Origin of the sequence: Nostocoides jenkinsii Ben 74, assembly GCF_001046875.1 — a bacterium.
GTDB classification, from domain to species: domain Bacteria; phylum Actinomycetota; class Actinomycetes; order Actinomycetales; family Dermatophilaceae; genus Nostocoides_A; species Nostocoides_A jenkinsii.
In genome coordinates this window covers 2,142,567-2,164,328 of sequence record NZ_HF571038.1, presented here as the reverse complement: position 1 = coordinate 2,164,328, position 21,762 = coordinate 2,142,567, and the positions used below count along the sequence as shown (strand labels likewise).

Below are 21,762 nucleotides of genomic sequence, written 5' to 3'. Positions count from 1 at the left end.
GGACTCGTCGGCGACGACGGCGGTGCGGCGCATGAGGGCCCGCAGGCGCGCCACGACCTCCTCGAGGCTGAACGGCTTGGTGACGTAGTCGTCGCCTCCCGCCGTGAGGCCGGCGACTCGGTCCTCGACCGCATCCTTGGCGGTGAGGAAGAGCACCGGCACGCTGCCGTTGTCGGCGCGCATCCGGCGCATCACCTCGAGGCCGTCGAAGTCCGGCAGCATCATGTCGAGCACCACCGCGTCGGGCTGGAACTCCTTGGCCGCGCGCACGGCCTTGAGCCCGGTGCCGGCGGTCTGCACCTCCCAGCCCTCGTAGCGCAGCGCCATCGACAGCAGCTCGGTGAGGTTGGACTCGTCGTCGACGACGAGCACGCGGACGGGGCTGCCGTCGAGGCGCTGCAGCTGCGGGGCGGTGTGCGTGCTGTTCATGCCGAGAACTCAACTCCCCTCAGCCGTCGGCCACCTAGGCATCACCTGTGTGCTTTCTGTGAGCGTATGCCGTGGGCTCGCCGAGCGCTAGTAGCCGCGGCTGGGCGGGGGCACAGGTCGAGCACAGGGTCGCCTCCGACGGTAGGGCCATGACTTCGCACGACGCACCCCAAGGACAACCCACCATGTCCGAGCAGAACCGGCCCACCCCGCCCTCGGCGAGCAGCCCGACCCGCAGACGCCCGAGTGGGCCCAGGTGGCCGACCTTGTCGCCGACCCCACCCACCCCACCGAGGTCATCCCGACCGACCACACGGCGGTCCAGCCGGAGCCGGTGTCCATGGCGGCGGAGGAGCCGATGGCCGCGCCCTTCGCCGACGGGACCGTCGACGAGCCGGCAGTGCACCACGCCGCGCCGGTCGTGCCGCAGATCCCGGTCCAGCCGGTGGCGACCACAGCGGCACCGGCTGGACCGGGCCGCAGCGGCTGGTCCCTGAAGAAGGGCCTGCTCGTGGGGGCTGCCGCCCTCGGCATCGCCACCCTGGGCGCTGCGGGAGGCGCGGCCCCGGTGTCACTCGCCCACGGCGACGGCGGCATCGGCACCTCGCAGCAGGGAGGCATGTTCGACGGTGACCGCGACGGCGATGGCGGCTTCGGCCCCGGCCGTGGCCACCACGGCGACATGGACGGCCAGCTCCCGCCCGGAGGCGGCCAGTTGGGCCCGAACGGTGGCAACGGCCAGATGGACCCCAACGGCGGCACCGGACAGTCCAACCCCAACGGGGGCAGCTCCCAGCAGCAGACCCCGACCCTGCCCGGCACCCCGGGCTGACGCCCGCGCTCCTCCTAACCTCGGTTGGGAAAGGAAAAGTCACGAGGACCCATGGAACTCCATGGGGTCCTCGTGACCTGAGACGTCCTAGCAGAGGTTGCAGGAGCCGGCCGTGGAACAGGCGGGTCGCCCCGACGCTTCAGCGAGCGAACCCGCCGATCTCACCGATGGCCTCGCCGAGCTGCTTCTGCAGGTCGGGAGAGGCGTGCTGGAGCAGCTCGAGACCTCGCTGCAGGCCGATGACCGTGATCGGGTCGTCGAGCTCCTCGAAGCCCCGCTTCTTCGGTGGCCACCGGAACGGCCAACCCACCGGACAGATCTCACCGTCCCACTCGGCCAGGAGCGAGAGCACGCTGACCTTCTGCTCGGCATTGGTCTCGGTCCGCTGCGTGTGCACTTGGGCGGCGCGCGCCAGGTGCACGGCCTGCTTGTCCGACAGGCGCGCGCCCACCTGACGCACGATCGTCGAGGCGATGACGGCGTCGATCTCGTGCGCGAAGCGCGCGCGGATCAGCAGCTGCCACGGCACGTTGTCCGCCCCCGGGAAATGCTCGGGATCCAACATGGTCCTACCTCCTGATCTCACCGCCGGCCGATCCGACGGGTCATGGGGAAGGAGCATCAAGCCCGGCCGTTGATACACGCACCGGGTAAGCACACGGCATACGAAAGGGTCCGGCTCCCCGTGGGGGGCCGGACCCTTTCGGTATGCCGGGTGCAGGCTCAGGCGTCGAGGTTGGCCTTGAGGGTGGCCAGCTCGTCCTGCATCTGGGTGGGCAGGTTCTCGCCGAACTTGGCGAGCCACTCCTCGATGAGGCCGAGCTCGGTGGCCCACTCCTCGGCGTTGACTTCGAGCGCCTTGGCGACCTGCTCCTCGGTCATGTCCAGGCCGGTGGTGTCGAGCGCGCCGGGGGCCGGGACGATGCCGACCGGGGTGTCGACGCCCTCGCCGCTGCCATCGAGGCGCTCGATGATCCACTTCAGGACGCGGGCGTTGTCGCCGAAGCCCGGCCACAGGAAGGAGCCGTCCTCGCGGTCGCGACGGAACCAGTTGACCTGGTAGATCTTCGGCAGCTTGGCGGCATCGGCCTGCTTGCCGATCTCCAGCCAGTGGTTGACATAGTCGCCGGCGTTGTAGCCGATGAAGGGCAGCATCGCCATTGGGTCGCGGCGCACGACGCCGACCGCACCGACAGCCGCGGCCGTGGTCTCGGACGACAGGGTCGCGCCGACGAAGACGCCGTGGTTCCAGTCGCGGGTTTCGTAGACCAGCGGAACGGTGGTCTTGCGACGGCCACCGAAGAGGATGGCGTCGATCGGGACACCGTTGGGCTCGTCATACTCCTCGGCCATCATCGGGCACTGCTTGGCCGGGGTGCAGAAGCGGCTGTTGGGGTGGCTGGAGACGACGCCGGACTCGGGGGTCCAGTCGTTGCCCTTCCAGTCGGTGAGGTGGGCCGGCTTCTCGTCGGTCATGCCCTCCCACCAGACATCGCCGTCATCGGTGAGCGCGACATTGGTGAAGATCGAGTTGCCCTGCTCGACGGTGCGCATGGCGTTGGGGTTGGTGTTCTCGCCGGTGCCGGGGGCGACGCCGAAGAGACCGAACTCGGGGTTGACGGCATACAGCCGGCCGTCCTTGCCGAAGCGCATCCAGGCGATGTCATCGCCGACCATCTCAGCCTGCCAGCCCTCCAGGGTGGGGTCGATCATCGCGAGATTGGTCTTGCCGCACGCGCTCGGGAAGGCGCCGGCGATGTAGTGCTTCGAGCCGGTCGGCGAGGTGAGCTTGAGGATGAGCATGTGCTCGGCCATCCACATCTCGTCGCGGGCCATGGCGGAGGCGATGCGCAGCGCGTAGCACTTCTTGCCGAGCAGAGCGTTGCCGCCGTAGCCGGAGCCGTAGGACCAGATCTCGCGGGTCTCGGGGAAGTGCGCGATGTACTTGGTGTCGCTGCACGGCCACTTGACGTCGGCCTTGCCGTCGGTGAGCGGGTAGCCGACCGAGTGCAGGCCCTTGACGAAGCTCGCCTGCTGCTCCTCCATCGCGCGCAGCACGGGCTCACCGATGCGGGCCATGATCTTCATCGAGACAACGACATAGGCGGAGTCGGTGATCTCCACGCCATACATCGGCTGGTCGGCGTTCAGGTGGCCCATGACGAAGGGGATGACGTACATCGTGCGGCCGGTCATGCACCCCTTGTAAAGGTCGGTCATGATGCCCTTGAGCTCGGCCGGGGCCATCCAGTTGTTGGTGAAGCCCGCGTCCTCCTCCTTCTCGGAGGCGATGAAGGTGCGGTCTTCGACGCGCGCGACGTCGCTGGGGTCGCTGGCCGCCCAGTAGGAGTTGGGCTTCTTGCTCTCGTCCAGCTTGACGAAGGTGCCGGCGGCGACGAGTTCGTCGTTGAGGCCTTGGATCTCCTCGTCGGATCCGGTGATCCACACAACCTTCTCGGGGGTGGTCAGGGCGGCGACCTCATCGACCCACGCCTGCAGGGCCGCGTTGGTCGTGCCGGTGGTGGCTGATGTGGCTGTCATGAGCGTCCTCCATGGTCATGGGGCGTCGGCGCCCCACGTCGTGCCGCCAGCGGTTCCGGACAGTTCCCGGAATGAGCCATCAGACGGCCTGATCCAACGATACGGAGGCCCCGCAAGACCCCTCACCATGGAAACGTTTACGCGGCTGTGGAACGTCTCACAAGGGCTCCGACCAGGCTGTATGCCGCGCCCTCGCCCCGCGATTTCGTCCCCGCGGCGCCGGGCGCTAAGATCGTCGACTGTCGCTCGGCACGCCGAGACGGCCAGCGCCCGTAGCTCAACGGATAGAGCATCTGACTACGGATCAGAAGGTTAGGGGTTCGAATCCCTTCGGGCGCGCTCTGTGTTGAGACAGGCGACCAGGCCCCTGACCTGCAGTGATGCGGGCAGGGGCCTTGCTCGTCTTCGAGGCGTTCCGGCCGACCTGGCCAGGGGATGGGCCCCAAAAATGGGCCCATCAACGAGCGCCGGGGCGCGACAGTCGCTTGTGGACACTGTGAGGGTGCACACGTCGTCCCCAGTCACATCGGCTCTCGCCTACCGTGTGTTTCGGTGGCCGTCAGGCGAGTTGATGCAGGCATTGGTCGACATGGACACAGCTACCGCCGAAGCCACCCAGCTGACGCTGCTCCTGACCCTGAGCGAGGTCGCGTCTCACCTGAGGTGTACGAGACGCAGCGTCGAACGGGAGGTCGCACGGCGACACCTTCAGGTTGTGCACATCGGGCGCTCCGTGCGTGTCGAACGACGGGAACTAGACCGATACGTGGACTCCTTGAGGGAGTCGGATGAAGGGTAGGCGCCGACTCCCGGCTGGCGACACGACGTCCTCCAAGTACAGGGGGGCGGACGGTCGCTGGCATGCGCGCGTGACCATGGGGACGCGGTTGGATGGGCGACCGGAACGCAAGCACATCAGTCGCAGTTCCAAAAGCGAGTTGGATCGGGCAGTTCGCGCGCTCGAGCGAAGCAGAGACACGGGCCAGTACTCCTGGACCGAGTCGGACCCCACGCTCGGCCAATGGCTCGAGCATTGGCTGGAGAACGTCCTCCCATCAACGGTTCGCTGGAAGACGCTGTCGACCTATCGGAGCCAGATGAGGGTGCACGTCGTCCCTGCATTGGGCCCCGTCCGCCTGAGCCAGCTGCGCCCGGAGACGTTGGAGCAGCACTATCGCCGCCTGCTCGACGCGGGCCATTCGGCGAGTCTCGTTCATGCCGTCCACCGAGTGCTCCGATCCGGGCTCAACGAAGCGGTGCGGCGGCAGCGCCTTGTGTCGAACCCGGCGATGGTCGCTCGGCCTCCCAGGCATGAGGTGACACCTCTCACGAAGGGAGAGTGTCTGGCAATTCTTGCGGTGGCACGAACGCGTAGAAACTCGGCGCGTTGGTCGGTCGCACTTGCGCTTGGCCTCCGGCAGGGCGAGGCACTCGGCATCAAATGGGCCGACATCGACTTTGAGGCGGGGACCCTGCGCATCCAGCGCGCCGTGCAACGACACACGTGGGAACACGGCTGTTCAACGAACCAGAATTGTGGCCCCAACTGTGGCGGCAAACGGGGGGCAGACTGTCCGGCGAGGCGAGGTGGCGGGATTCGCCTGGTGGAGACGAAGACCAGCGCCCCTAAACGCTCGATCGCTGTGCCCCCACCTCTGCTGCACGAGTTGCGCATTCACCGCCGCGAGCAGGCACAGGAGGGTCTGCGCGCCGGCCCCGCTTGGGCCAGGGAACTTGATCTGGCCTTTACAGACGAGGCGGGCCGCGCAATGGATTCAGCACGGGACTGGCGAGACTGGAAGTCGATCCTGAGAGCGGCAGGAGTCCGCAATGCTCGCCTCCACGACGCCCGGCATACCGCCGCGACCCTGCTTCTGGTGCAGGGTGTGGACATCCGGACGGTCATGGCCATCATGGGATGGACTGAGATGGCCACCGCGCAACGCTACGCCCACGCGGTCGACGACCTTCGTGTTGAAGCGGCCCGCCAGATCGGCACCGCCCTGTGGCCCGAGACACCTCAGGCAGGGCATCACGACACCGCTGACGGGTAACATCTCGCGGCTTTTCAGAGATCCGACGACACGCTGCGGTGAAACCCTTCCAAGGTGTGCGCGCCCGTCTGGTCTTGGGCGCGAGCCGGGCCATATGGTGCCGGTGATGCAGACCGACCCCGTGGTGGATTCTCAGGCGCTGCGTGATGCCCGAGTCAAGGTCACCGCCGCTGGGCGGGACAACCTCCCTGGACATCACAACTAGCCGACTGTCACCAACGTGATGGCCGAGTACATCTAGGCGTGTCTGCTAACGATTCGGGGGTGGGTCGGGATGGCTCTCGTGCTTCGAGATGGGTGATCAGTGATGAATTGTGGGATGTGCTGGAGCCGGTGATGCCGCAGCACGCGGGCCGGCCGGGACGTCTCTGGAACGACCACCGCACGAGGCTGGAGGGGTCATCTGGCGGTTCCGGATGGGGTCGCCGTGGCGTGATCTGCCCGAGGCGTTCGGGGCGTATCAGTCTGTGTGGCAAAAACATCGGCTGTGGTCCACGGACGGGACGTATGCGCGGATGTTCGATGCGGTGCGTGAGCAGGCCGGTCTCGACCAGGACGACGTGGAGTCGGTCCTGTCGATCGATTCGACGGTGGTGCGTGCCTACCAGCACGCTGCTGGTGCGCGCCAGGACTCGGTGGTCAGTGACGCCGCGCAGGACACAGGGGGCAGCGTCGAGTTACAAGAATTCTCGGGTCGTGCCCGCGGAGCCGCCTGATCATGCGCTGCGCCGCTCCCGAGGCGACCTGACGACGAAGCTCCACGCGCTGGCCGACCCGACCTGCACGCCGGTGCTGGCCCTGCTGACCACGGGACAGGCCGGCGAACCCGATGCTGGCCCCGCTGCTGAAGGCACTGGCCGAGACCGGTCACGACATGGGCTCCTGGCGGATAAGGCGTACTCCCATTCGAGCACCCGAACCTTCCTGCGGGACAAGAGGATCAAGCACACTGCCCCCGAACGCAGCGATCAGATCGCCTACCGCAAGACCAAGGGATCCAAGGGCGCCCGCCGCGTTCGACGCCCAAAAGTACAAGCATCGCAAGACCGTCGAGCGGTCTTTCAACCGGTTCAAGCAGGGGCGTAGACCGGCCACCCCGCTACGACAAGTACGCCATGACCTACTGCGGCGGCGTCCTCCTTGAGCTCATCGTTCTGACCCACCGAGCCAACCGCTGGCAGACACGTCCTAGGACAGTGCGTGCCAGGCGGAGCGGATGTGGGTCTCCACCAACCGCTCGGCCTCCTCGGCGTCGCCGCGCGTCACGGCGGCCTGAATCGCTTCATGGCCCCGTCTCAGGTCCTCGACGATGTCGTCCCACGCGTGCACGTGCCGGAAGCGGTCGAGGATGGGCAGCCGCATCGATTCGCGGATGGCAGCCGTCGTGTCCATGGCGAGTCGGTTCCCCGCCGCTGCGGCCAGAGCGACGTGAAACGCGGTGTCGGCGTCGTTGAAGGCCTCCCGCTCGATGTCCGGGTCGGCCATGACGTCGATCGCCTTCTGGGAAACATCCAACTGCTCGGGCGTCGCGTTCTGCGCGGCGAGCCGGACGCTGAGCCTCTCCAGGGCGACGCGCACCTCGATGACGTCCTCGTGCGGGAAGTTGGCCAGGGCCACGTGCAGCCGGAGCAGTCGGGTCAGGGCGTCGGACGGGAGAGCATTGATCGTCGTGCCGCCAGCGGCTCCGGCTCCGACCGACGAGCGCACGACGCCCTGGGCCTGCAGGGTCCGCACGGCCTCGCGGACGGCGGCCCGGCTGACGTTGAGCAGGCGGGCGAGTTCGCGCTCGGCCGGGAGCTGATCGCCGACGGCCAGGTCCCCACTGAGGATCTGCTCATCGACCCAGGCAAGGACGACCTCGAAGGCCCGGCCGGGACGTTCGGCAAAGCTCGGCTGAAGGGAATCGGCGTCCACGCGCCCAGCATGTCACCCCTGGGGTGCCGAAAGAAGAAGTGGTCAGACCATTGACACCGAATCATCACCGCCCCTATCGTGGCGGGCGGGAATCAAGATTGGTCTGACCATTCAGGAACTCGAGCTCAATGACGTGCAACCGGAGGCCCCGCAGATGTCTCACATCCCCACCTTGGCCGGCTCCTTCAAGCCCGATATCGCGCCGGTGCTCGACAGCCTCGCGCTGTCAGCCCTCATCGCGGCGCTGCCGCTCATCACCATGTTCGTTACCCTCGGCTGGCTGCGCTGGAAGGCCCACTGGGCCGGACTCGCGGCCGCCGGGGTCGCGATCCTCGTCGCCGTCTTGGCCTTCGGTATGCCGGTCGGTCTCGCCGCGCTCGCGGCCACCCAGGGCGCCGCGTTCGGCATCTTCCCGATCATGTGGATCGTCTTCACGGCGATCGTGCTCTATCAAGTGACGGTGAGGTCCGGCCGCTTCGAGGACCTGCGCGCGACTTTCCACCTCATCTCGGACGACCCGCGCATCCAGGCGATCATCATCGCCTTCTGCTTCGGCGGTCTCCTCGAGGCGCTCGCCGGCTTCGGCGCACCGGTCGCGATCACCGGCGTCATGCTCATGGCCGTCGGCTTCTCACCGCTGCGTGCAGCAACCGTCGTTCTGCTGGCCAACACGGCACCGGTCGCCTTCGGTGCCATCGGCATCCCGATCATCACCGCCGGCAACCTCACCAAGATCCCCTACACCGAGATCGGCGCCTACGTCGGACACCAGACTCCGATCATCGCCCTTTTCGTGCCGCTGCTCCTCGTCCTCATGGCCGATGGTCGACGCGGCGTGCGTCAGACCTGGCCCATTGCCGTCGTCGTCGGGGCCACCTTCGCTGTCGCACAGTGGATCTCGGCCACGTGGATCTCGGTCGAACTCACCGACATCATCGCCTCCCTCGCCGGCCTGGCCGCCGCTGTCCTCTTCCTGCGCGTGTGGCATCCGACCGGTCGCGACGAGGCCCTCGAGGCTCTGAGTGCCGAGCGCGAACGGGACCTGGCATCGGTCGCGGCAGGCGACTCCACGGCATACGCCGCTGATGGTTCGGGCGACGCCGCCACCTCGGCTCCGCGAGCGCTCGACAAGGCGGGCGATGACTACAGCGTCTCCATCGTCGAACTCGACCAACGTGCCCGTAACCTCAACGCGCGGGGCATCAGCATGGCCCTGTTCCCCTACCTCCTCGTGATCGCGATCTTCTCGGTCGCCAAGCTCGTCCCTGCGGTCAAGGACTGGCTGGCCAGCACGGACGTCAAGATCCCGTGGCCGGGGACGTCCGGCGAGATCCTCAACCACGCCGGCGAACCGTCGGGTGCCACCACCTACACCTTCCAGTGGCTCAGCTCTCCCGGCACCCTGCTCCTCATCAGTGCGCTCGTCGTCGCTCTCGTCTATGGTGTCGGAGTCAGCGGGCTGGGCGCCGAGATGGCGGCCACGGCCCACAAGATGCGCTTCGCCTTCCTCACGGTGGCGTCCGTGCTCGCCCTGGCCTACGTCATGAACCTCTCGGGCCAGACGATCACCATCGGCAGGTGGATCGCCGGTGCCGGCGTCGCATTTGCTTTCCTGTCACCGCTGCTCGGCTGGATCGGCACGGCCGTGACCGGGTCGGACACCAGCGCCAACGCGCTCTTCGCCACGCTCCAGCAGACCGCAGCCACGAACGCCGGGATCGATCCGACGCTGCTCGTCGCCGCCAACACGTCCGGTGGTGTCGTGGGCAAGATGATCAGCCCGCAGAACCTCACGATCGCCGCCACCGCGGTCGGGCTGGTCGGTCGCGAGTCCGACATCCTGCGCAAGGTCCTGCCCTGGAGCGTCGGACTCATTGTCGCGGTCTGCCTGCTTGTCGGGCTTCAGTCAACGATCCTTGCTTGGATGTTGCCATGATGGTAACGACGCCTCGCACGGATCTTCGGGTCGCGCTCTTCGCCACGTGCTTCAACGACACGATGTGGCCGGAGACGCCGAAGGCGACGGTGCGCCTGCTCGAGCGGCTCGGGTGCCGAGTCGAGTTCCCTGCCGCGCAGACCTGCTGCGGCCAGATGCTGACGAACACGGGGTATGCCGGTGAGGCCGTCCCGCTCGTGCGTCGCTTCGTCGACGTGTTCGGGGACTACGACGCGGTGGTCGCGCCGTCGGGGTCGTGCGTCGGCTCGGTCCGCGACCAGCACGCGATGGTCGCCCGGCGCGCTGGCGACGAGGGCCTGGCGAGCGAGGTCGAGCAGGTCGCGCCGCGAGTCCACGAGCTCTCCGAGTTCCTCGTCGACGTCCTCGGCGTCACGGACGTCGGGGCGTGGTTCCCGCACCGCGTGACCTACCACCCGACCTGCCACTCGCTCCGGCTGCTGCGGGTGGGGGACCGGCCGCTGCAGCTTCTCCGGGCCGTCGAGGGCATCGACCTCGTCGAGCTCCCCGGAGCGGACGAGTGCTGCGGCTTCGGCGGCACCTTCGCCATGAAGAACTCCGACGTGTCCGTCGCCATGGGCACTGACAAGGCGGCACACGTCGCCGAGACCGGCGCCGAGGTCGTCGTCGCCGGCGACAACTCCTGCCTGGCGCACATCGGCGGGATCCTCGGAAGGCAGGGGGCCGGCATACGGAGCCTGCACCTCGCCGAGATCCTCGCCTCGACACGGGAGGAGCCGGCATGAGCACCCTTCCGGTCCAGCAGACCTCGCCGACCTTCGTGGGTATGCCGTCCTTCCCCGAGGCCGCGCGCGAGGCGCTCGCGAACACGCAGCAGCGCGACAACCTCCGCAACGCGACGCACACGATCCGGGCCAAGCGGGCAGCCGTCGTCGCCGAGGTGCCCGAGTGGGAGTCCCTGCGGGTCGCCGGCGCGGACGCCAAGGACGAGGCCCTGACGCACCTCGGCGACTACCTCGAGCAGCTCGAGGCGAGCCTCACGGCCAACGGCGCCACGGTCCACTGGGCGCGCGACGCCGACGAGGCCAACGCGATCGTCGTCGAGATCGCCCGGGCCAAGGGTGTCGACGAGGTCGTCAAGGTCAAGTCGATGGCGACCCAGGAGATCGAGCTCAACGAGGCGCTCGAGGCGGCGGGCATCGCGGCGTGGGAGACCGACCTCGCCGAGCTCATCGTCCAGCTCTTCGGCGACCGGCCGAGCCACATCCTCGTGCCCGCGATCCACCGCAACCGCACCGAGATCCGCGACGTGTTCCTGCGCGAGATGGCCAAGGTCGGCCGTCCCGCGCCCGAGGACCTCACCGACGAGCCGGCCCGGCTCGCCGAGGCCGCGCGGCTGCACCTGCGCGAGAAGTTCCTCCGGGCCCGCGTGGCCGTGTCGGGCGCGAACTTCGCCGTCGCCGACACCGGCACCCTCGTCGTCGTCGAGTCCGAGGGCAACGGGCGGATGTGCCTCACGCTGCCCGAGACGCTCATCTCGGTCGTCGGCATCGAGAAGGTCCTACCGACGTGGGACGACCTCGCACCGATGCTCCAGCTGCTGCCACGCTCAAGCACGGGGGAGCGGATGAACCCCTACACGACCATGTGGTCGGGAGTGCACGACGGCGACGGACCGCAGGAGGTGCACGTCGTGCTGCTCGACAACGGGCGCAGCCACGTGCTCGCCGACACCGTGGGCCGGCAGGCGCTGCGGTGCATCCGGTGCTCGGCCTGCCTCAACGTCTGCCCCGTCTATGAACGCACCGGTGGCCACGCCTACGGCTCGGTCTATCCCGGCCCGATCGGGGCCGTGCTCAACCCGCAACTGCGGGGGACAGCGAGCGAGGTCGACCAGTCGCTGCCCTATGCGTCGTCGTTGTGCGGGGCCTGCTTCGACGCCTGCCCGGTGCGGATCAACATCCCCGAGCTCCTCGTCGAGCTGCGGGGAACCGTGGCGGAGCAGGGTGGGCACCGGGCCGAGTCGGCCGCGATGAAGGCCGCGGCCTGGGTGCTCTCCGACCCTCGTCGACTGGCAGTCGCGCAACGCGGTGCCACGACGGCGGGGCGCCTCGTCGGCGACCGGACGGTGCGTCGCGTCCCCGGCCTCGGCGCCTGGACCGACGCCCGTGACGTGCCGACGCCGCCGAAGGAGACCTTCCGACAGTGGTGGGCCAGGGAGCGGGGCGAGTCATGAGCGCGCGCGACGAGATCCTCGCCCGGGTCCGGGCCGCCACCGCCGATGTCACCACCCCGGTGGGCGCTCGCGGCGCCACACCCGTGGTCGAGGAGACCTCACCTGGCCCGGGTCGGACTCTCGACCTCTTCGCCGAGAACGTCGCCGACTACCGAGCCGAGGTGCTGCGCGTGCCCGCCGACGAGGTGGCCTCGGTCCTGGCGTCGACGCTGCGTGGGCGCGGCCTCGGCTCCGTCGTCGTGCCCAGCGGCCTCGACGAGGGCTGGCGGGGCGGAGGTCGTGACGGTCGTCGGCGAGGGTGATGCCGGCTCGGCCGCCAACCTCGACCGGGTCGACGCCGTCGTCACCGCCTCGGCCGTGGGCATCGCGTCGACCGGCACGATCGTCCTCGACCACGGACCGGACCAGGGCCGGCGCGAGCTCACCCTCGTCCCGGACGCGCACGTCTGTGTCATCCGGGCCGACCAGGTCGTCCACGACGTGCCCGAGGCCGTGAACCGACTCGGGGGAGAACCGCACCGGGGCCGGCCGCTCACGTGGGTGAGCGGACCGAGCGCGACGAGCGACATCGAGCTCCAACGGGTCGAGGGAGTCCACGGCCCCCGCACCCTCGTCGTCGTGCTCGCGGAGTGACGGCCGCGCCGCCGCAGGCGTGTGCCATGATCGGAGCCATGGGACCCCAGGACGCGGCCAGCGACACCCCGACGCCGGTCTTCTTCCTCGCCGGTGGCACCGGCATCTCCGCCGAGACGCTCGGCAACCTGCTGCTCGCCCAGTTCCCGGGGCTGAACTTCACGCGTCGCAAGATCCCGTTCATCACCTCGGTCGAGAAGGCTGCCGAGGTCATGGCGGAGATCGACGCGGCGATGACCGACTCGGTGACGCCACTGGCGTTCTCGACGGTGTCGGACGACCCGATCCGCCAGGTGCTCCAGGGCACGCAGGCCGCGTTCATCGACCTCTTCGGCTCGCACCTCGACACCGTCGAGCGGATCCTTCACGTCAATGCGACCCACAGCGCAGCCGCCCTGCACGGCGTGGGCGACACCCTGCGCTACGACCGCCGGATGAAGGCGATCGAGTTCGCGATGGATCACGACGACGGGGCGAGCCTGCGCAACCTCGCCCAGTCCGACCTCATCCTCGTGGCGCCCTCACGGTGCGGCAAGACGCCCACCTCGATGTACCTCGCGCTGCAGCACGGGCTCAAGGTCGCGAACTATCCGCTCGTGCCCGAGGACTTCGACACCGGTGACCTGCCCCGGCCCATCGCCCAGTTCGCCGACAAGTGCTTCGGCCTGCTCTCCACGCCAGCGCGTCTCAGCCAGGTGAGAGGGGAGCGCAGGCCGGGGTCGACCTATGCCACGCTAGCCCAGTGCAGCTTCGAGCTGCGCCGGGCAGAGGCGATGTACAGGGCGCATCGCATCCCGTCGATCAACTCCGCCAAGATGTCCGTCGAGGAGATGGCTGCCGTGATCATGCAGAGCAGCCGACTGCCCGACCTGGCCTGAGCTCACGAGGGCGACGACGCCCCGACGAAAGGACCGCCATGACCGCCACCCAGCAGGGCGCCGGCAGCACCAACATCGCCTGGTTCGCCGAGCTCGGCCTCGACGACGTCGAGCGCGTCGGCGGCAAGAACGCCTCCCTCGGCGAGATGGTCCAGCACCTCTCGAAGGCCGGAGTGCGCGTGCCCGACGGGTTCGCCACCACGGCCGACGCCTACCGCCGGTTCCTTGCCCACGAGGGTCTCGCCGACCGCATCAACGCCATCCTGCGCGAGCTCGACGTCGAGGACACCCGGGCGCTCGCCGCCGCTGGCGCGGAGATCCGCGACACCGTCGAGAAGCAGCCGTTCCCGGCCGACCTCGAGGACGAGATCCGGACGGCATACGAGCGTCTGGTCGGCGAGGCGGGAGCGGCGGCCGACGAGGTGAGCTGGGCGGTGCGCTCGAGCGCGACGGCCGAGGACCTCCCGGACGCGAGCTTCGCCGGGCAGCAGGAGACGTTCCTCAACGTCCGCGGCATCGACAACATCCTGCTCGCGATCAAGCGGGTCTTCGCCTCGCTCTACAACGACCGCGCGATCTCCTACCGCGTCCACAGCAACTTCGACCACGAGGCCGTCGCACTGTCCGCCGGCATCCAGCGGATGGTCCGCTCCGACATCGGGTCCTCGGGCGTGATGTTCACGATCGACACCGAGTCCGGCTTCCCCGACGTGGTCTTCATCACGAGCAGCTACGGCCTCGGTGAGGCGGTCGTCCAGGGCGCGGTCAACCCCGACGAGTTCTACGTCCACAAGCCGTCGTTGCGTGCGGGACGCCCGGCGATCCTCAAGCGCGGGGTCGGCAGCAAGGCCACCAAGATGGTCTACACGCAGGACTCCGAGGTCGGCCGCGGCATCGACTTCGTCGACGTCGACCCGGCCGAGCAGGGACGGCTCAGCCTCACGGACGCCGAGGTGACCGAGCTCGCCGAGCACGCGCTCAAGATCGAGGAGCACTACGGCCGCCCGATGGACATCGAGTGGGGCAAGGACGGTGTCGACGGCAGGCTCTACATCCTCCAGGCCCGCCCCGAGACGGTGAAGTCGCGCCAGTCCGGCTCGACCCTGCAGCGCTTCCGGATGGACCAGCCCGGCGAGGTCGTCCTCGAGGGTCGTGCCATCGGCCAGAAAATCGGCGCCGGTGCCGTGCGCGTGCTCGCGTCCGCCGAGGCGATGCACGACTTCCAGGCCGGCGAGGTCCTCGTCGCCGACATGACCGACCCCGACTGGGAGCCGGTGATGAAGCGGGCCAGCGCCATCGTCACCAACCGCGGCGGCCGCACCTGCCACGCGGCGATCATCGCCCGCGAGCTCGGCATCCCCGCCGTCGTCGGCACCGGTTCCGCGACGCGCGACCTCGCCGACGGGCGTGAGGTCACGGTCTCGTGCGCCGAGGGCGACACCGGCTTCGTCTACGACGGCCTGCGCGAGTTCTCCGTCTCCGAGACCGAGCTGGACTCGATGCCGGAGATCCCGGTGCGCATCATGATGAACGTCGGCACTCCCGAGCAGGCCTTCGAGTTCTCCCGCCTGCCGCACAAGGGCATCGGGCTCGCCCGGCTCGAGTTCATCATCAACCGCCAGATCGGCATCCACCCCCGCGCGCTGCTCGAGCTCGACGACCAGGAGCCCGAGCTCAAGGCCGAGATCGAGAGCCTCATCGCGGCATACGACTCGCCTCGCGACTTCTTCGTCAAGCGCGTCGCCGAGGGCGTCTCGATGCTCGCCGCGGCCTTCGCGCCCGAGCCGGTCATCGTGCGGATGAGCGACTTCAAGTCCAACGAGTACGCCCACATGATCGGCGGCCCGCGCTACGAGCCGACCGAGGAGAACCCGATGATCGGCTACCGGGGAGCGGCCCGCTACCTCTCCGACGACTTCGCCGAGTGCTTCGCCATGGAGGCCGAGGCGCTCAAGCTCGTGCGTGACGAGATGGGCCTCACCAACGTCAAGATCATGATCCCGTTCGTGCGCACCCTCGCTGAGGCCGAAGGTGTCATCGACCTGCTCGCCTCGCACGGGCTCACGCGCGGCGAGAACGACCTCCAGGTCGTCATGATGTGCGAGGTCCCGTCCAACGCGGTCAACGCCGACGCGTTCCTCGACCACTTCGACGGGTTCTCGATCGGGTCCAACGACCTCACCCAGCTCACGCTCGGGCTCGACCGGGACTCGGCGCTCGTGGCCGGCTCCTTCGACGAGCGCGACCCGGCGGTCAAGAAGATGCTGAGCATGGCGATCGAGGCCTGCAAGGCCCGCGGCAAGTACATCGGCATCTGCGGTCAGGGCCCCTCGGACCACCCCGAACTCGCCGACTGGCTGCTCGACCAGGGCATTGAGTCGATGTCGCTCAACCCCGACACCGTCGTCGACACCTGGCTGCGGCTCGCCAAGCGCGCTGAGCCGGACTGCTGACCGCCCTGTCGCAATAGTCGCTCGTTGGCTAGTCGATAGGGCAGCCCAGGGCCGAGCCGTCCGCCTCGGGAACGAACACCATCACTCCGCCCCCACAGTGGACCGCCGCCCGCTCGACTGACAGCGCAGCTCGGCCGTGAGGTGACCTGGATGCCGACCACTTCGGGTCCGGTCGGGCCGTGATCGGGCCGTCGTACGCGCCCTCTCCTTGCCAGACCTCATGCATGAGAACGGTTTCGGGCGCCCCGCCGAGAGAAGCCACTGCGCGATCTGCCAGCCGAGGGACAGGCCCGCGAGCAGCAGTGACACCGCGGAGATGAGCAGCGCTGCGGCCTCGGTGGTCATGCGGTTCAAGGTAGTGCGACCACAGCACCTCTCCGGATCCACCGGTCCGGGAGAGTCGCAGCTGGAGGTGATCGGCAGGGTGCTCCGTCACCGGCGCGGTGGGCGGGGCCCCGGTCGCCGCGTGCTCTTGAGCGCCCGGTCGGCGTGCTCCTTGCCAGCGACTGGGGGGCGCGCGGGGAGCGTCGGCGGTGCCGACGGCGCAACATCGATGGGGAGGGTGGCCACGAGCCGGTACCGCAGGTCTTGAGCGGGCAGGTCCGCCAACGGCTCGTCCTCGACGAGCCGCCGTACGGTGGCGGGCACGTCGTGCCCGTCGTTGTGGGCCAGCTGCATCATCGCGGCAAGGGCCGGCCAGTCGGTCTGGGAGATCAGTTGCGGGTCGACCTCGGCGGCCAGTGCTGCCCACCGCTGAGCCGGGCTCTTCTGGAGCGCGGCGGTCAGGCGATCCTTGACGCGGCCGGTCTCGTCGAGCCGGGCCCGGGCCGACGCCCGCGGGTCGCGGTTCCAGGCCAGGACACTGGCCGCGAGCCGGGAGCGGGCCGCGGCGGGGGACAGTGTCAGGCGGGAGGCGACGTCGTCGATGCCGGGGATCCAGTGCTGCTCCGGCCGCGCGGCGAGGACGTGGGCGGCGTCGCGGAGCGCGACCTCGCCGGCGAGGTGGGTGAGTCGCTCCTCGAGCAGGAGGTCACCCAAGGGCTTCGCGGTGACCAGCGCGCGCTCGAGGGCGGCCGCACCATCACGCGCGAGGATCCCGGCCGGGTCGAGCCCGGCCGGGAAGGTGGCCGCGCCGGGGTCCAGCCCGTGCTGGGTGAGGAGCCAGTAGTCGCGTTCGGCGGCGACACGGCCGGCCAGGTCCGCGTCGGTGGCCACGACCAGAGGCCGGCCTAGGGCGGCCATCTGGGCCGCCTGCTCATCGGTCAGCGACGTGCCCAGGGGGGCGAGGCCGATGTGGCGGCCGCCGGTGGCGAGGGTGACCGCCCAGGCAAAGCGCAGGCGTCACAGCGCCGCGTCGGGCGCGTCCGGGCCGGCCGGTGACGGGGCCTCGGTGCGTCGCGCCACAACGAGCAGGTACTCCCAATCCATCGTGCCGTCGGGACGTCGGTGCCGTTCTGCGAGGGCATCCAAGGTTGCGTCGAGAGCCGCCGCATCCTCCGGGCGGTCGGCCAGCCGGCGATAGGTCGCGATCGTCGGGCCGTAGTGGTTGCAAAAGTAGGTCCGGAAGGCCTCCCGTGGAGCGCCGGCGAATCGATTCACGGGCAGGCGGCCGAGGACTTCCTGCTCGATCGTCGCGCCTGCCCCCAAGAGGTCACCGACGTGCTGTGCGTCCCCCCACAGCGGGGGAGGGGACGCCCCGGGCGGAGGAGGGGCGGCATACGGTCGCATGGCGTCGAACATCTCGCCGACGAACCCGCCCGGGGTCCAGGACAAGACGGCGATCCGACCCCTCGGCCGGCAGACGCGCAGCAGTTCGGCGGCGGAGCGCTCGTGCGCGGGCGCGAACATCACGCCGATGCAGGAGAGGACCACGTCGAAGTCGGCGTCGAGGAAGGGTAGGTCTTCGGCATCGCCGCGGACCCAGTCGATGCCGGACCCGCTCTCGGCGCGGCCGGCCGTGAGCAGCTCCGGCGTCAGGTCGCACGCGACGACGCGGGCCCCCGCGCGCGCCGCCGCCCGGGCGGCGTTGCCGGAGCCCGCCGCCACATCGAGGACCAGGTCCTGGGCGCGCACGCGGGCGGCGGTGGTCAGAACCTCTCCCAATGGTGCGACGATCTCCCGCGCGATCATGGGGTAGTCGCCAGACGCCCATACTCCGCGGTGTGCTTCCTTGACCTGATCGAACATGACGCTCCTCCTTCGTGCGCAACGGTTTCGGCGATCGCCACGACCAGCGTCGTCGGTCAGGCCCGAGCGCACCAGTTCTGGATCTGTATCCGTGCGGTTCACGATCTGTACTGGACAAGCGCCGATCCGACGGGTGTCATGGAGGCGGCGAAAGGAAGCCGACGTGGAGTCATATGGTCAGTTCTCCCGGTGGCGAAGGCGATGGAGATCCTCGATGAGCGCTGGACCATGCTCGTCATCCGCGAACTGCTCATGGGCAGCCGGCACTTCAACGAATTGCGTCGCGGGGTGCCGCGGATGTCGCCGGCTCTGCTCTCGAAGCGGCTGCGGGCCCTCGAGCGGCACGGCATCGTCACGCGCCGACTAGAGGCACAGCGCTCGATCTACGAGCTGACTCCTTGTGGCGCAGACCTTTTCGGCATCGTCAACGGACTTGGGGTGTGGGCCTTGACGTGGTTCCCCGAACTGGGAGACGACGACCTCGACCCACATCTGCTCATGTTCGACATGCGACGGACGATCCCGGTGCAGGCATGGCCCTCCGGGCGGACGGTCGTCGAGATCCGGTTCACCGACGTCGAACCGCGCAACGGGCGCTGGTGGGTCGTCGTCACCGACGAGAATGCGGACATCTGCTCCGACGATCCAGGCCACCCGGTCGCGGTCGTCGTGACGACGACGCTGCGCACGATGACGTCGCTCTGGCGCGGCGACCTGTCATGGACAGCCGCCCTTCGCAGCGGGCTCGTCGCCGCCGAGGGCGCGAGCGGCCATCGGCGATGTCTTGGCGCGTGGTTCGGCTACTCGCAGGTGGCCCAGTCCGCCGGGCGACCGTCCACCGATCCCGTCAGGTCCGCAGCAGCCCTACGGGCCTAGCTGGTCTCGTTTTCATGAAAGAAGGGTCTCCGTTGTTGTTGCCGTTGTTGCGATCGCGGGCCCAGGGGGAGGTGTTGGCGTGGATCGTCCGGCACCCGGAGGCTGAGTTCTCGTTGGCGGAGATTGCGCGGGCGGTGGAGGTGTCCCAGCCGACGGTGATGCGGGAGGTGGATCGGCTGGTGGAGGCGGGGTTGGCGCGTCAGGCGCGGCGGTCGCGTCCTCGCGTCTGGGGGGAGGTCTCGATCCGGCGGGTCCGACCGACCGTGTGGGATCGCGATGGTGGTGACCCATTCAAGACGAGCGTGACCAGCCGGCCGATGGTGACGTCGATTGCTGCTGATGAGGCCGCATGAGCCGGTGGGCCGCGGGCGCGGATCACGTCGCGGCCATGATCATCACCGGTGAGCTCGAGCAGGTCACCCCGTCGCAGGAGAATGCGGCCAGGTTGCTGGCCGAGGACGGACGGCACCTACGGTCAGCGACGGTGTTGGCGGGGGAGGACCCGGCGGGCGCCTACGACCTGTTGTATGCGCTGCCCGGGCCAAGAGCGACAGAAGTACCCGCGCGAGGTGGGGGTGACCGGTCCAGGCGAGGTGGCCGCGGAGGCGATAGGGCACCGACGGGTCCGCCGGCCGCGCCGCTTGGCTAGCCGGAGAGCCGGTCGCGGCGGTCGCTGAACGGACCGGCACGACCGTGGCTAAGGTCCGCACGCTTATCGGCGTGGATTCCACGCTTCCCGCGCGGCTGTCCGTGTCCGATATCGCCCGCATCTGCCAGATCCCCCGAGGCGCCCTCCACGCTGGACGGCCGGTTCTCCCGCCACCGGACGGTCGAGACGGACTCGCGGGCCGCACCTGGTACTGGCCCGCAACCGCTCAGGCCTGGATCGGCACCCTTCCCCGCTGCGCAGAATGTGGCGCGCGCCCTCCGCGGTCATTGCGCCGCCACAAAGCTCGGGCCCACCGCACCTGACGAGCCTCCCGGTGAAGGCGGCGTGGCCATCGGCGGACTGCGGGGAGGATTTAGGAGGTAGCTGGGCGCCAGAGCCGCTGGTTCTCCGGGAACCGAACGGCCCGCCTCGATGGCCAGCAGGCTGAAATCCGCAGGATCGAGCGCATCTGGAAGATGCCCTCCAGGCGCTGAGCGCGGTCTTGACCTGGGTCGCTCCAAGCCGGCCCTCGACGAAGCGGTGGTGGAGTGTCGACGGCGCTCGAAAACTGAACAGTACGTCAACATTCTGGTGTCGGCGTTCCATCCCGCGGCGTCGGATCACGGCCAGATGAAGGCGTGGCTTGAGGGCGCCGTCAATGGGCCGGAACCGGTTGGGGTGAGCACCGCGGTTCTCTCCGGAGCGCTGCGTGTCCTGACCCACCCGGCGATTTTCGATCCGCCGGCCGACACCGGCGATGTTCTGGATGTGCTGGATGAGTTCGTGGGCCAGGACAACGTCCACGTCCTCTCGATCCCGGCGGGGCACTGGGGAGTCGTCAGCGGTCTCTGCCGACAGGTGCGGGCCAAGGGCAATGTGGTGCACGACGCGGCCCACGCCGCCCTTGCCATCCAGCACGGGGCTACCTGGATAAGCAAGGATCGCGGCTTTGCCCGCTTTCGGGGGCTCACCTGGCGCCTGCCCGAGTGATCGTCCGCGAGATGCCGGGTCAGCGCGCGCCCGCGTTGTTCACGTCATACCTTTCCGCTCACGTCACCCCTTTCCGTCCACATCACCCGCTGTGGCGTATGACGTGAACGCGAAGGGGTGACGTGAACGCGAAGGGGTGACGTGGGCGCCAAGGGGTGACGTGAACCTGGTCGGACGTTAAACTGTGGTTCCCCCCGAATCGTGGAGGTTGTCTCTTAGGCGGCTGCTCTCGGGGTGAGGGCAGCGTTTTCGTAGTTGATGGGTGACATCATCAATGCGGCGCTGTGGCGGCGGTCGGTGTTGTAGAAGTTCCAGCACCAGTCCGAGACCACGGTAGCGGCTTCGGTGGTGTTTCGGAACTCGTTGCGGGAGAGGACTTCCCACTCGAGGCTGGAGAAGAACGCCTCCGCGGCCGCATTATCGAAGCACGATCCGACGCGTCCCATGGATTGGCGGATCCCGAGGTTTCGGCATGCGCGGGTGAACAGATCCGCGGTGTAGGTCGAGCCGCGGTCAGAGTGGAAAATGACCCGCTCTGATTCCTCCTCCTTCCAGATCGCCTCTTTGCCGCCGCGGACCGTTACGGCCATGGTGATCGCGGCCTTGGCCAGTTCCGCGTTCGGGTGCAGCGACGTCGCGGCCCCGATCAGTCGGCGGGAGTACAGGTCGATCACGGTGGCCAGGTACAGCTTCCCGGCCGCGGTCGGGATCTCGGTGATATCACCGACCCAGCGCTGGTTGACCGCGGTCGCGGTGAAGTCCCGGCGAATCAAGTCCGGGAACGGCGCCTTCGACTTATCTTGCTTCGTTAATCCGTTGCGGCGCTTGATCTTCCGAGCGATCAACCCTTGCCGGCGCATCGAGTTCGCGACCGTCTTCTCACTGACCGTCCACCCCTCCTCGCGCAGGTCGAGCACCAGCCGCGGGGACCCGTGCAACCCGCGGTGTTTGTCGAACATGACCTTCACCGCCCGGTCCATGGTGTCGCGGCGCAGGTCCCGCTTGGTGTACAGGCCGGTCGCGATGGCCGTCCGAGGTAGCCACTTGTAGAACCACGAGATCGAGATCCCGAGCAGCGCGCAGGTGAACGCGACGGGCACCTGGTAGTTGGTCCTCTGGTCGACCACGAAGCGTGCCACGCTCACTTCGTCGCCTCCTTCACCCACAGGACCACG

The 21,762-nt window shown here is 68.7% G+C and carries 20 protein-coding genes, 1 tRNA gene and 2 pseudogenes; 16 read left to right on the top strand and 7 right to left on the bottom strand.

Annotated features, from left to right (window positions below):
- On the bottom strand, positions 1–429 hold a 429-nt coding region (locus tag BN13_RS10215; RefSeq protein WP_048546549.1), incomplete at its 3' end, for a response regulator.
- Positions 430–685: 256 nt separating this feature from the next.
- Here BN13_RS10215 and BN13_RS10210 point away from each other — a divergent pair.
- Positions 686–1,261 carry a hypothetical protein gene (locus BN13_RS10210; RefSeq protein WP_048546547.1) on the top strand — a complete coding sequence of 192 codons (576 nt, stop codon included), beginning with the start codon at positions 686–688 and terminating at the stop codon, positions 1,259–1,261.
- A 139-nt stretch (positions 1,262–1,400) separates the two neighbouring features.
- On the opposite strand, the gene BN13_RS10205 is transcribed toward BN13_RS10210, so the two are convergent.
- The gene (locus BN13_RS10205) at positions 1,401–1,826 is read right to left on the bottom strand and encodes a hypothetical protein (protein WP_048546545.1); all 426 of its coding nucleotides are present in this window, start codon (positions 1,824–1,826) and stop codon (positions 1,401–1,403) included.
- A 158-nt stretch (positions 1,827–1,984) separates the two neighbouring features.
- Complete coding sequence (locus BN13_RS10200; protein WP_048546543.1) at positions 1,985–3,802, bottom strand: phosphoenolpyruvate carboxykinase (GTP); 1,818 nt, start codon at positions 3,800–3,802, stop codon at positions 1,985–1,987.
- 266 nt (positions 3,803–4,068) lie between these two features.
- On the opposite strand from BN13_RS10200, the gene BN13_RS10195 reads away from it, so the two are divergent.
- From BN13_RS10195 to BN13_RS18690, 5 genes and pseudogenes are all read left to right on the top strand, one after another.
- Positions 4,069–4,141, top strand: a tRNA-Arg gene (locus tag BN13_RS10195).
- A gap of 109 nt (positions 4,142–4,250) precedes the next feature.
- Positions 4,251–4,601 (top strand): helix-turn-helix domain-containing protein, encoded by a 351-nt coding sequence (locus tag BN13_RS20960; protein WP_084733685.1) that lies wholly within the window; start codon positions 4,251–4,253, stop codon positions 4,599–4,601.
- Positions 4,591–4,974, top strand: a pseudogene (locus BN13_RS20955) (tyrosine-type recombinase/integrase); the annotation flags it as partial. The gene BN13_RS20960 and the pseudogene BN13_RS20955, both read left to right, overlap by 11 nt.
- Positions 4,975–5,445: 471 nt before the next feature.
- Complete coding sequence (locus BN13_RS20950) at positions 5,446–5,856, top strand: tyrosine-type recombinase/integrase (protein WP_407667894.1); 411 nt, start codon at positions 5,446–5,448, stop codon at positions 5,854–5,856.
- A 336-nt stretch (positions 5,857–6,192) separates the two neighbouring features.
- A pseudogene (locus BN13_RS18690) lies at positions 6,193–7,022 on the top strand (IS5 family transposase); the annotation flags it as partial.
- A gap of 22 nt (positions 7,023–7,044) precedes the next feature.
- Here BN13_RS18690 and BN13_RS10170 read toward each other — a convergent pair.
- Complete coding sequence (locus BN13_RS10170; RefSeq protein WP_048546535.1) at positions 7,045–7,770, bottom strand: FadR/GntR family transcriptional regulator; 726 nt, start codon at positions 7,768–7,770, stop codon at positions 7,045–7,047.
- A gap of 154 nt (positions 7,771–7,924) precedes the next feature.
- Here BN13_RS10170 and BN13_RS10165 point away from each other — a divergent pair, with 154 nt between their 5' ends.
- Genes BN13_RS10165 through ppsA form a run of 7 tightly spaced genes read left to right on the top strand, consistent with a single transcriptional unit; the run spans position 7,925 to position 15,885 of the window.
- Positions 7,925–9,706 carry an L-lactate permease gene (locus BN13_RS10165; protein ID WP_048546533.1) on the top strand — a complete coding sequence of 594 codons (1,782 nt, stop codon included), beginning with the start codon at positions 7,925–7,927 and terminating at the stop codon, positions 9,704–9,706.
- Complete coding sequence (locus BN13_RS10160; protein WP_048546531.1) at positions 9,703–10,470, top strand: (Fe-S)-binding protein; 768 nt, start codon at positions 9,703–9,705, stop codon at positions 10,468–10,470. The genes BN13_RS10165 and BN13_RS10160 overlap by 4 nt, the downstream gene beginning before the upstream one ends.
- Positions 10,467–11,921 carry a LutB/LldF family L-lactate oxidation iron-sulfur protein gene (locus BN13_RS10155; protein ID WP_048546530.1) on the top strand — a complete coding sequence of 485 codons (1,455 nt, stop codon included), beginning with the start codon at positions 10,467–10,469 and terminating at the stop codon, positions 11,919–11,921. The genes BN13_RS10160 and BN13_RS10155 overlap by 4 nt, the downstream gene beginning before the upstream one ends.
- Positions 11,918–12,223: a hypothetical protein gene (locus tag BN13_RS20795; protein ID WP_321162904.1), complete on the top strand. Its 306-nt coding sequence runs from the start codon at positions 11,918–11,920 to the stop codon at positions 12,221–12,223. The genes BN13_RS10155 and BN13_RS20795 overlap by 4 nt, the downstream gene beginning before the upstream one ends.
- Entirely contained in the window at positions 12,201–12,554 is a 354-nt protein-coding gene (locus tag BN13_RS20790) for a LutC/YkgG family protein (RefSeq protein ID WP_321162903.1), read from the top strand. The genes BN13_RS20795 and BN13_RS20790 overlap by 23 nt, the downstream gene beginning before the upstream one ends.
- 38 nt (positions 12,555–12,592) lie before the next feature.
- Positions 12,593–13,432, top strand: coding sequence for a pyruvate, water dikinase regulatory protein (locus BN13_RS10145; protein WP_048546528.1), 840 nt, complete (start codon positions 12,593–12,595; stop codon positions 13,430–13,432).
- Positions 13,433–13,470: 38 nt separating this feature from the next.
- Positions 13,471–15,885 carry a phosphoenolpyruvate synthase gene (gene ppsA, locus BN13_RS10140; protein ID WP_048546527.1) on the top strand — a complete coding sequence of 805 codons (2,415 nt, stop codon included), beginning with the start codon at positions 13,471–13,473 and terminating at the stop codon, positions 15,883–15,885.
- A 432-nt stretch (positions 15,886–16,317) separates the two neighbouring features.
- Here ppsA and BN13_RS10135 read toward each other — a convergent pair whose 3' ends face one another.
- Together BN13_RS10135 and BN13_RS10130 are read right to left on the bottom strand one after the other, a co-directional pair.
- Positions 16,318–17,163, bottom strand: coding sequence for a toprim domain-containing protein (locus BN13_RS10135; RefSeq protein WP_268806983.1), 846 nt, complete (start codon positions 17,161–17,163; stop codon positions 16,318–16,320).
- 63 nt (positions 17,164–17,226) lie between these two features.
- Positions 17,227–18,072, bottom strand: coding sequence for a class I SAM-dependent methyltransferase (locus BN13_RS10130; protein WP_048546523.1), 846 nt, complete (start codon positions 18,070–18,072; stop codon positions 17,227–17,229).
- Between the two features lie 189 nt (positions 18,073–18,261).
- Between BN13_RS10130 and BN13_RS10125 the strand changes: the two genes are divergently transcribed.
- From BN13_RS10125 to BN13_RS20615, 3 genes are all read left to right on the top strand, one after another.
- The gene (locus BN13_RS10125; protein ID WP_201329081.1) at positions 18,262–18,948 is read left to right on the top strand and encodes a winged helix-turn-helix transcriptional regulator; all 687 of its coding nucleotides are present in this window, start codon (positions 18,262–18,264) and stop codon (positions 18,946–18,948) included.
- Between the two features lie 14 nt (positions 18,949–18,962).
- On the top strand, positions 18,963–19,301 hold the full coding sequence (locus BN13_RS10120) for a winged helix-turn-helix domain-containing protein (protein WP_084733684.1): 339 nt from the start codon (positions 18,963–18,965) through the stop codon (positions 19,299–19,301).
- Positions 19,302–20,029: 728 nt separating this feature from the next.
- Positions 20,030–20,587 carry a TA system VapC family ribonuclease toxin gene (locus tag BN13_RS20615; RefSeq protein WP_084733683.1) on the top strand — a complete coding sequence of 186 codons (558 nt, stop codon included), beginning with the start codon at positions 20,030–20,032 and terminating at the stop codon, positions 20,585–20,587.
- 215 nt (positions 20,588–20,802) lie between these two features.
- Here the strand turns inward: BN13_RS20615 and BN13_RS10105 are convergent, their stop codons facing one another.
- Complete coding sequence (locus BN13_RS10105) at positions 20,803–21,732, bottom strand: IS3 family transposase (RefSeq protein ID WP_048546517.1); 930 nt, start codon at positions 21,730–21,732, stop codon at positions 20,803–20,805.
- Positions 21,733–21,762: the final 30 nt, after the last annotated feature.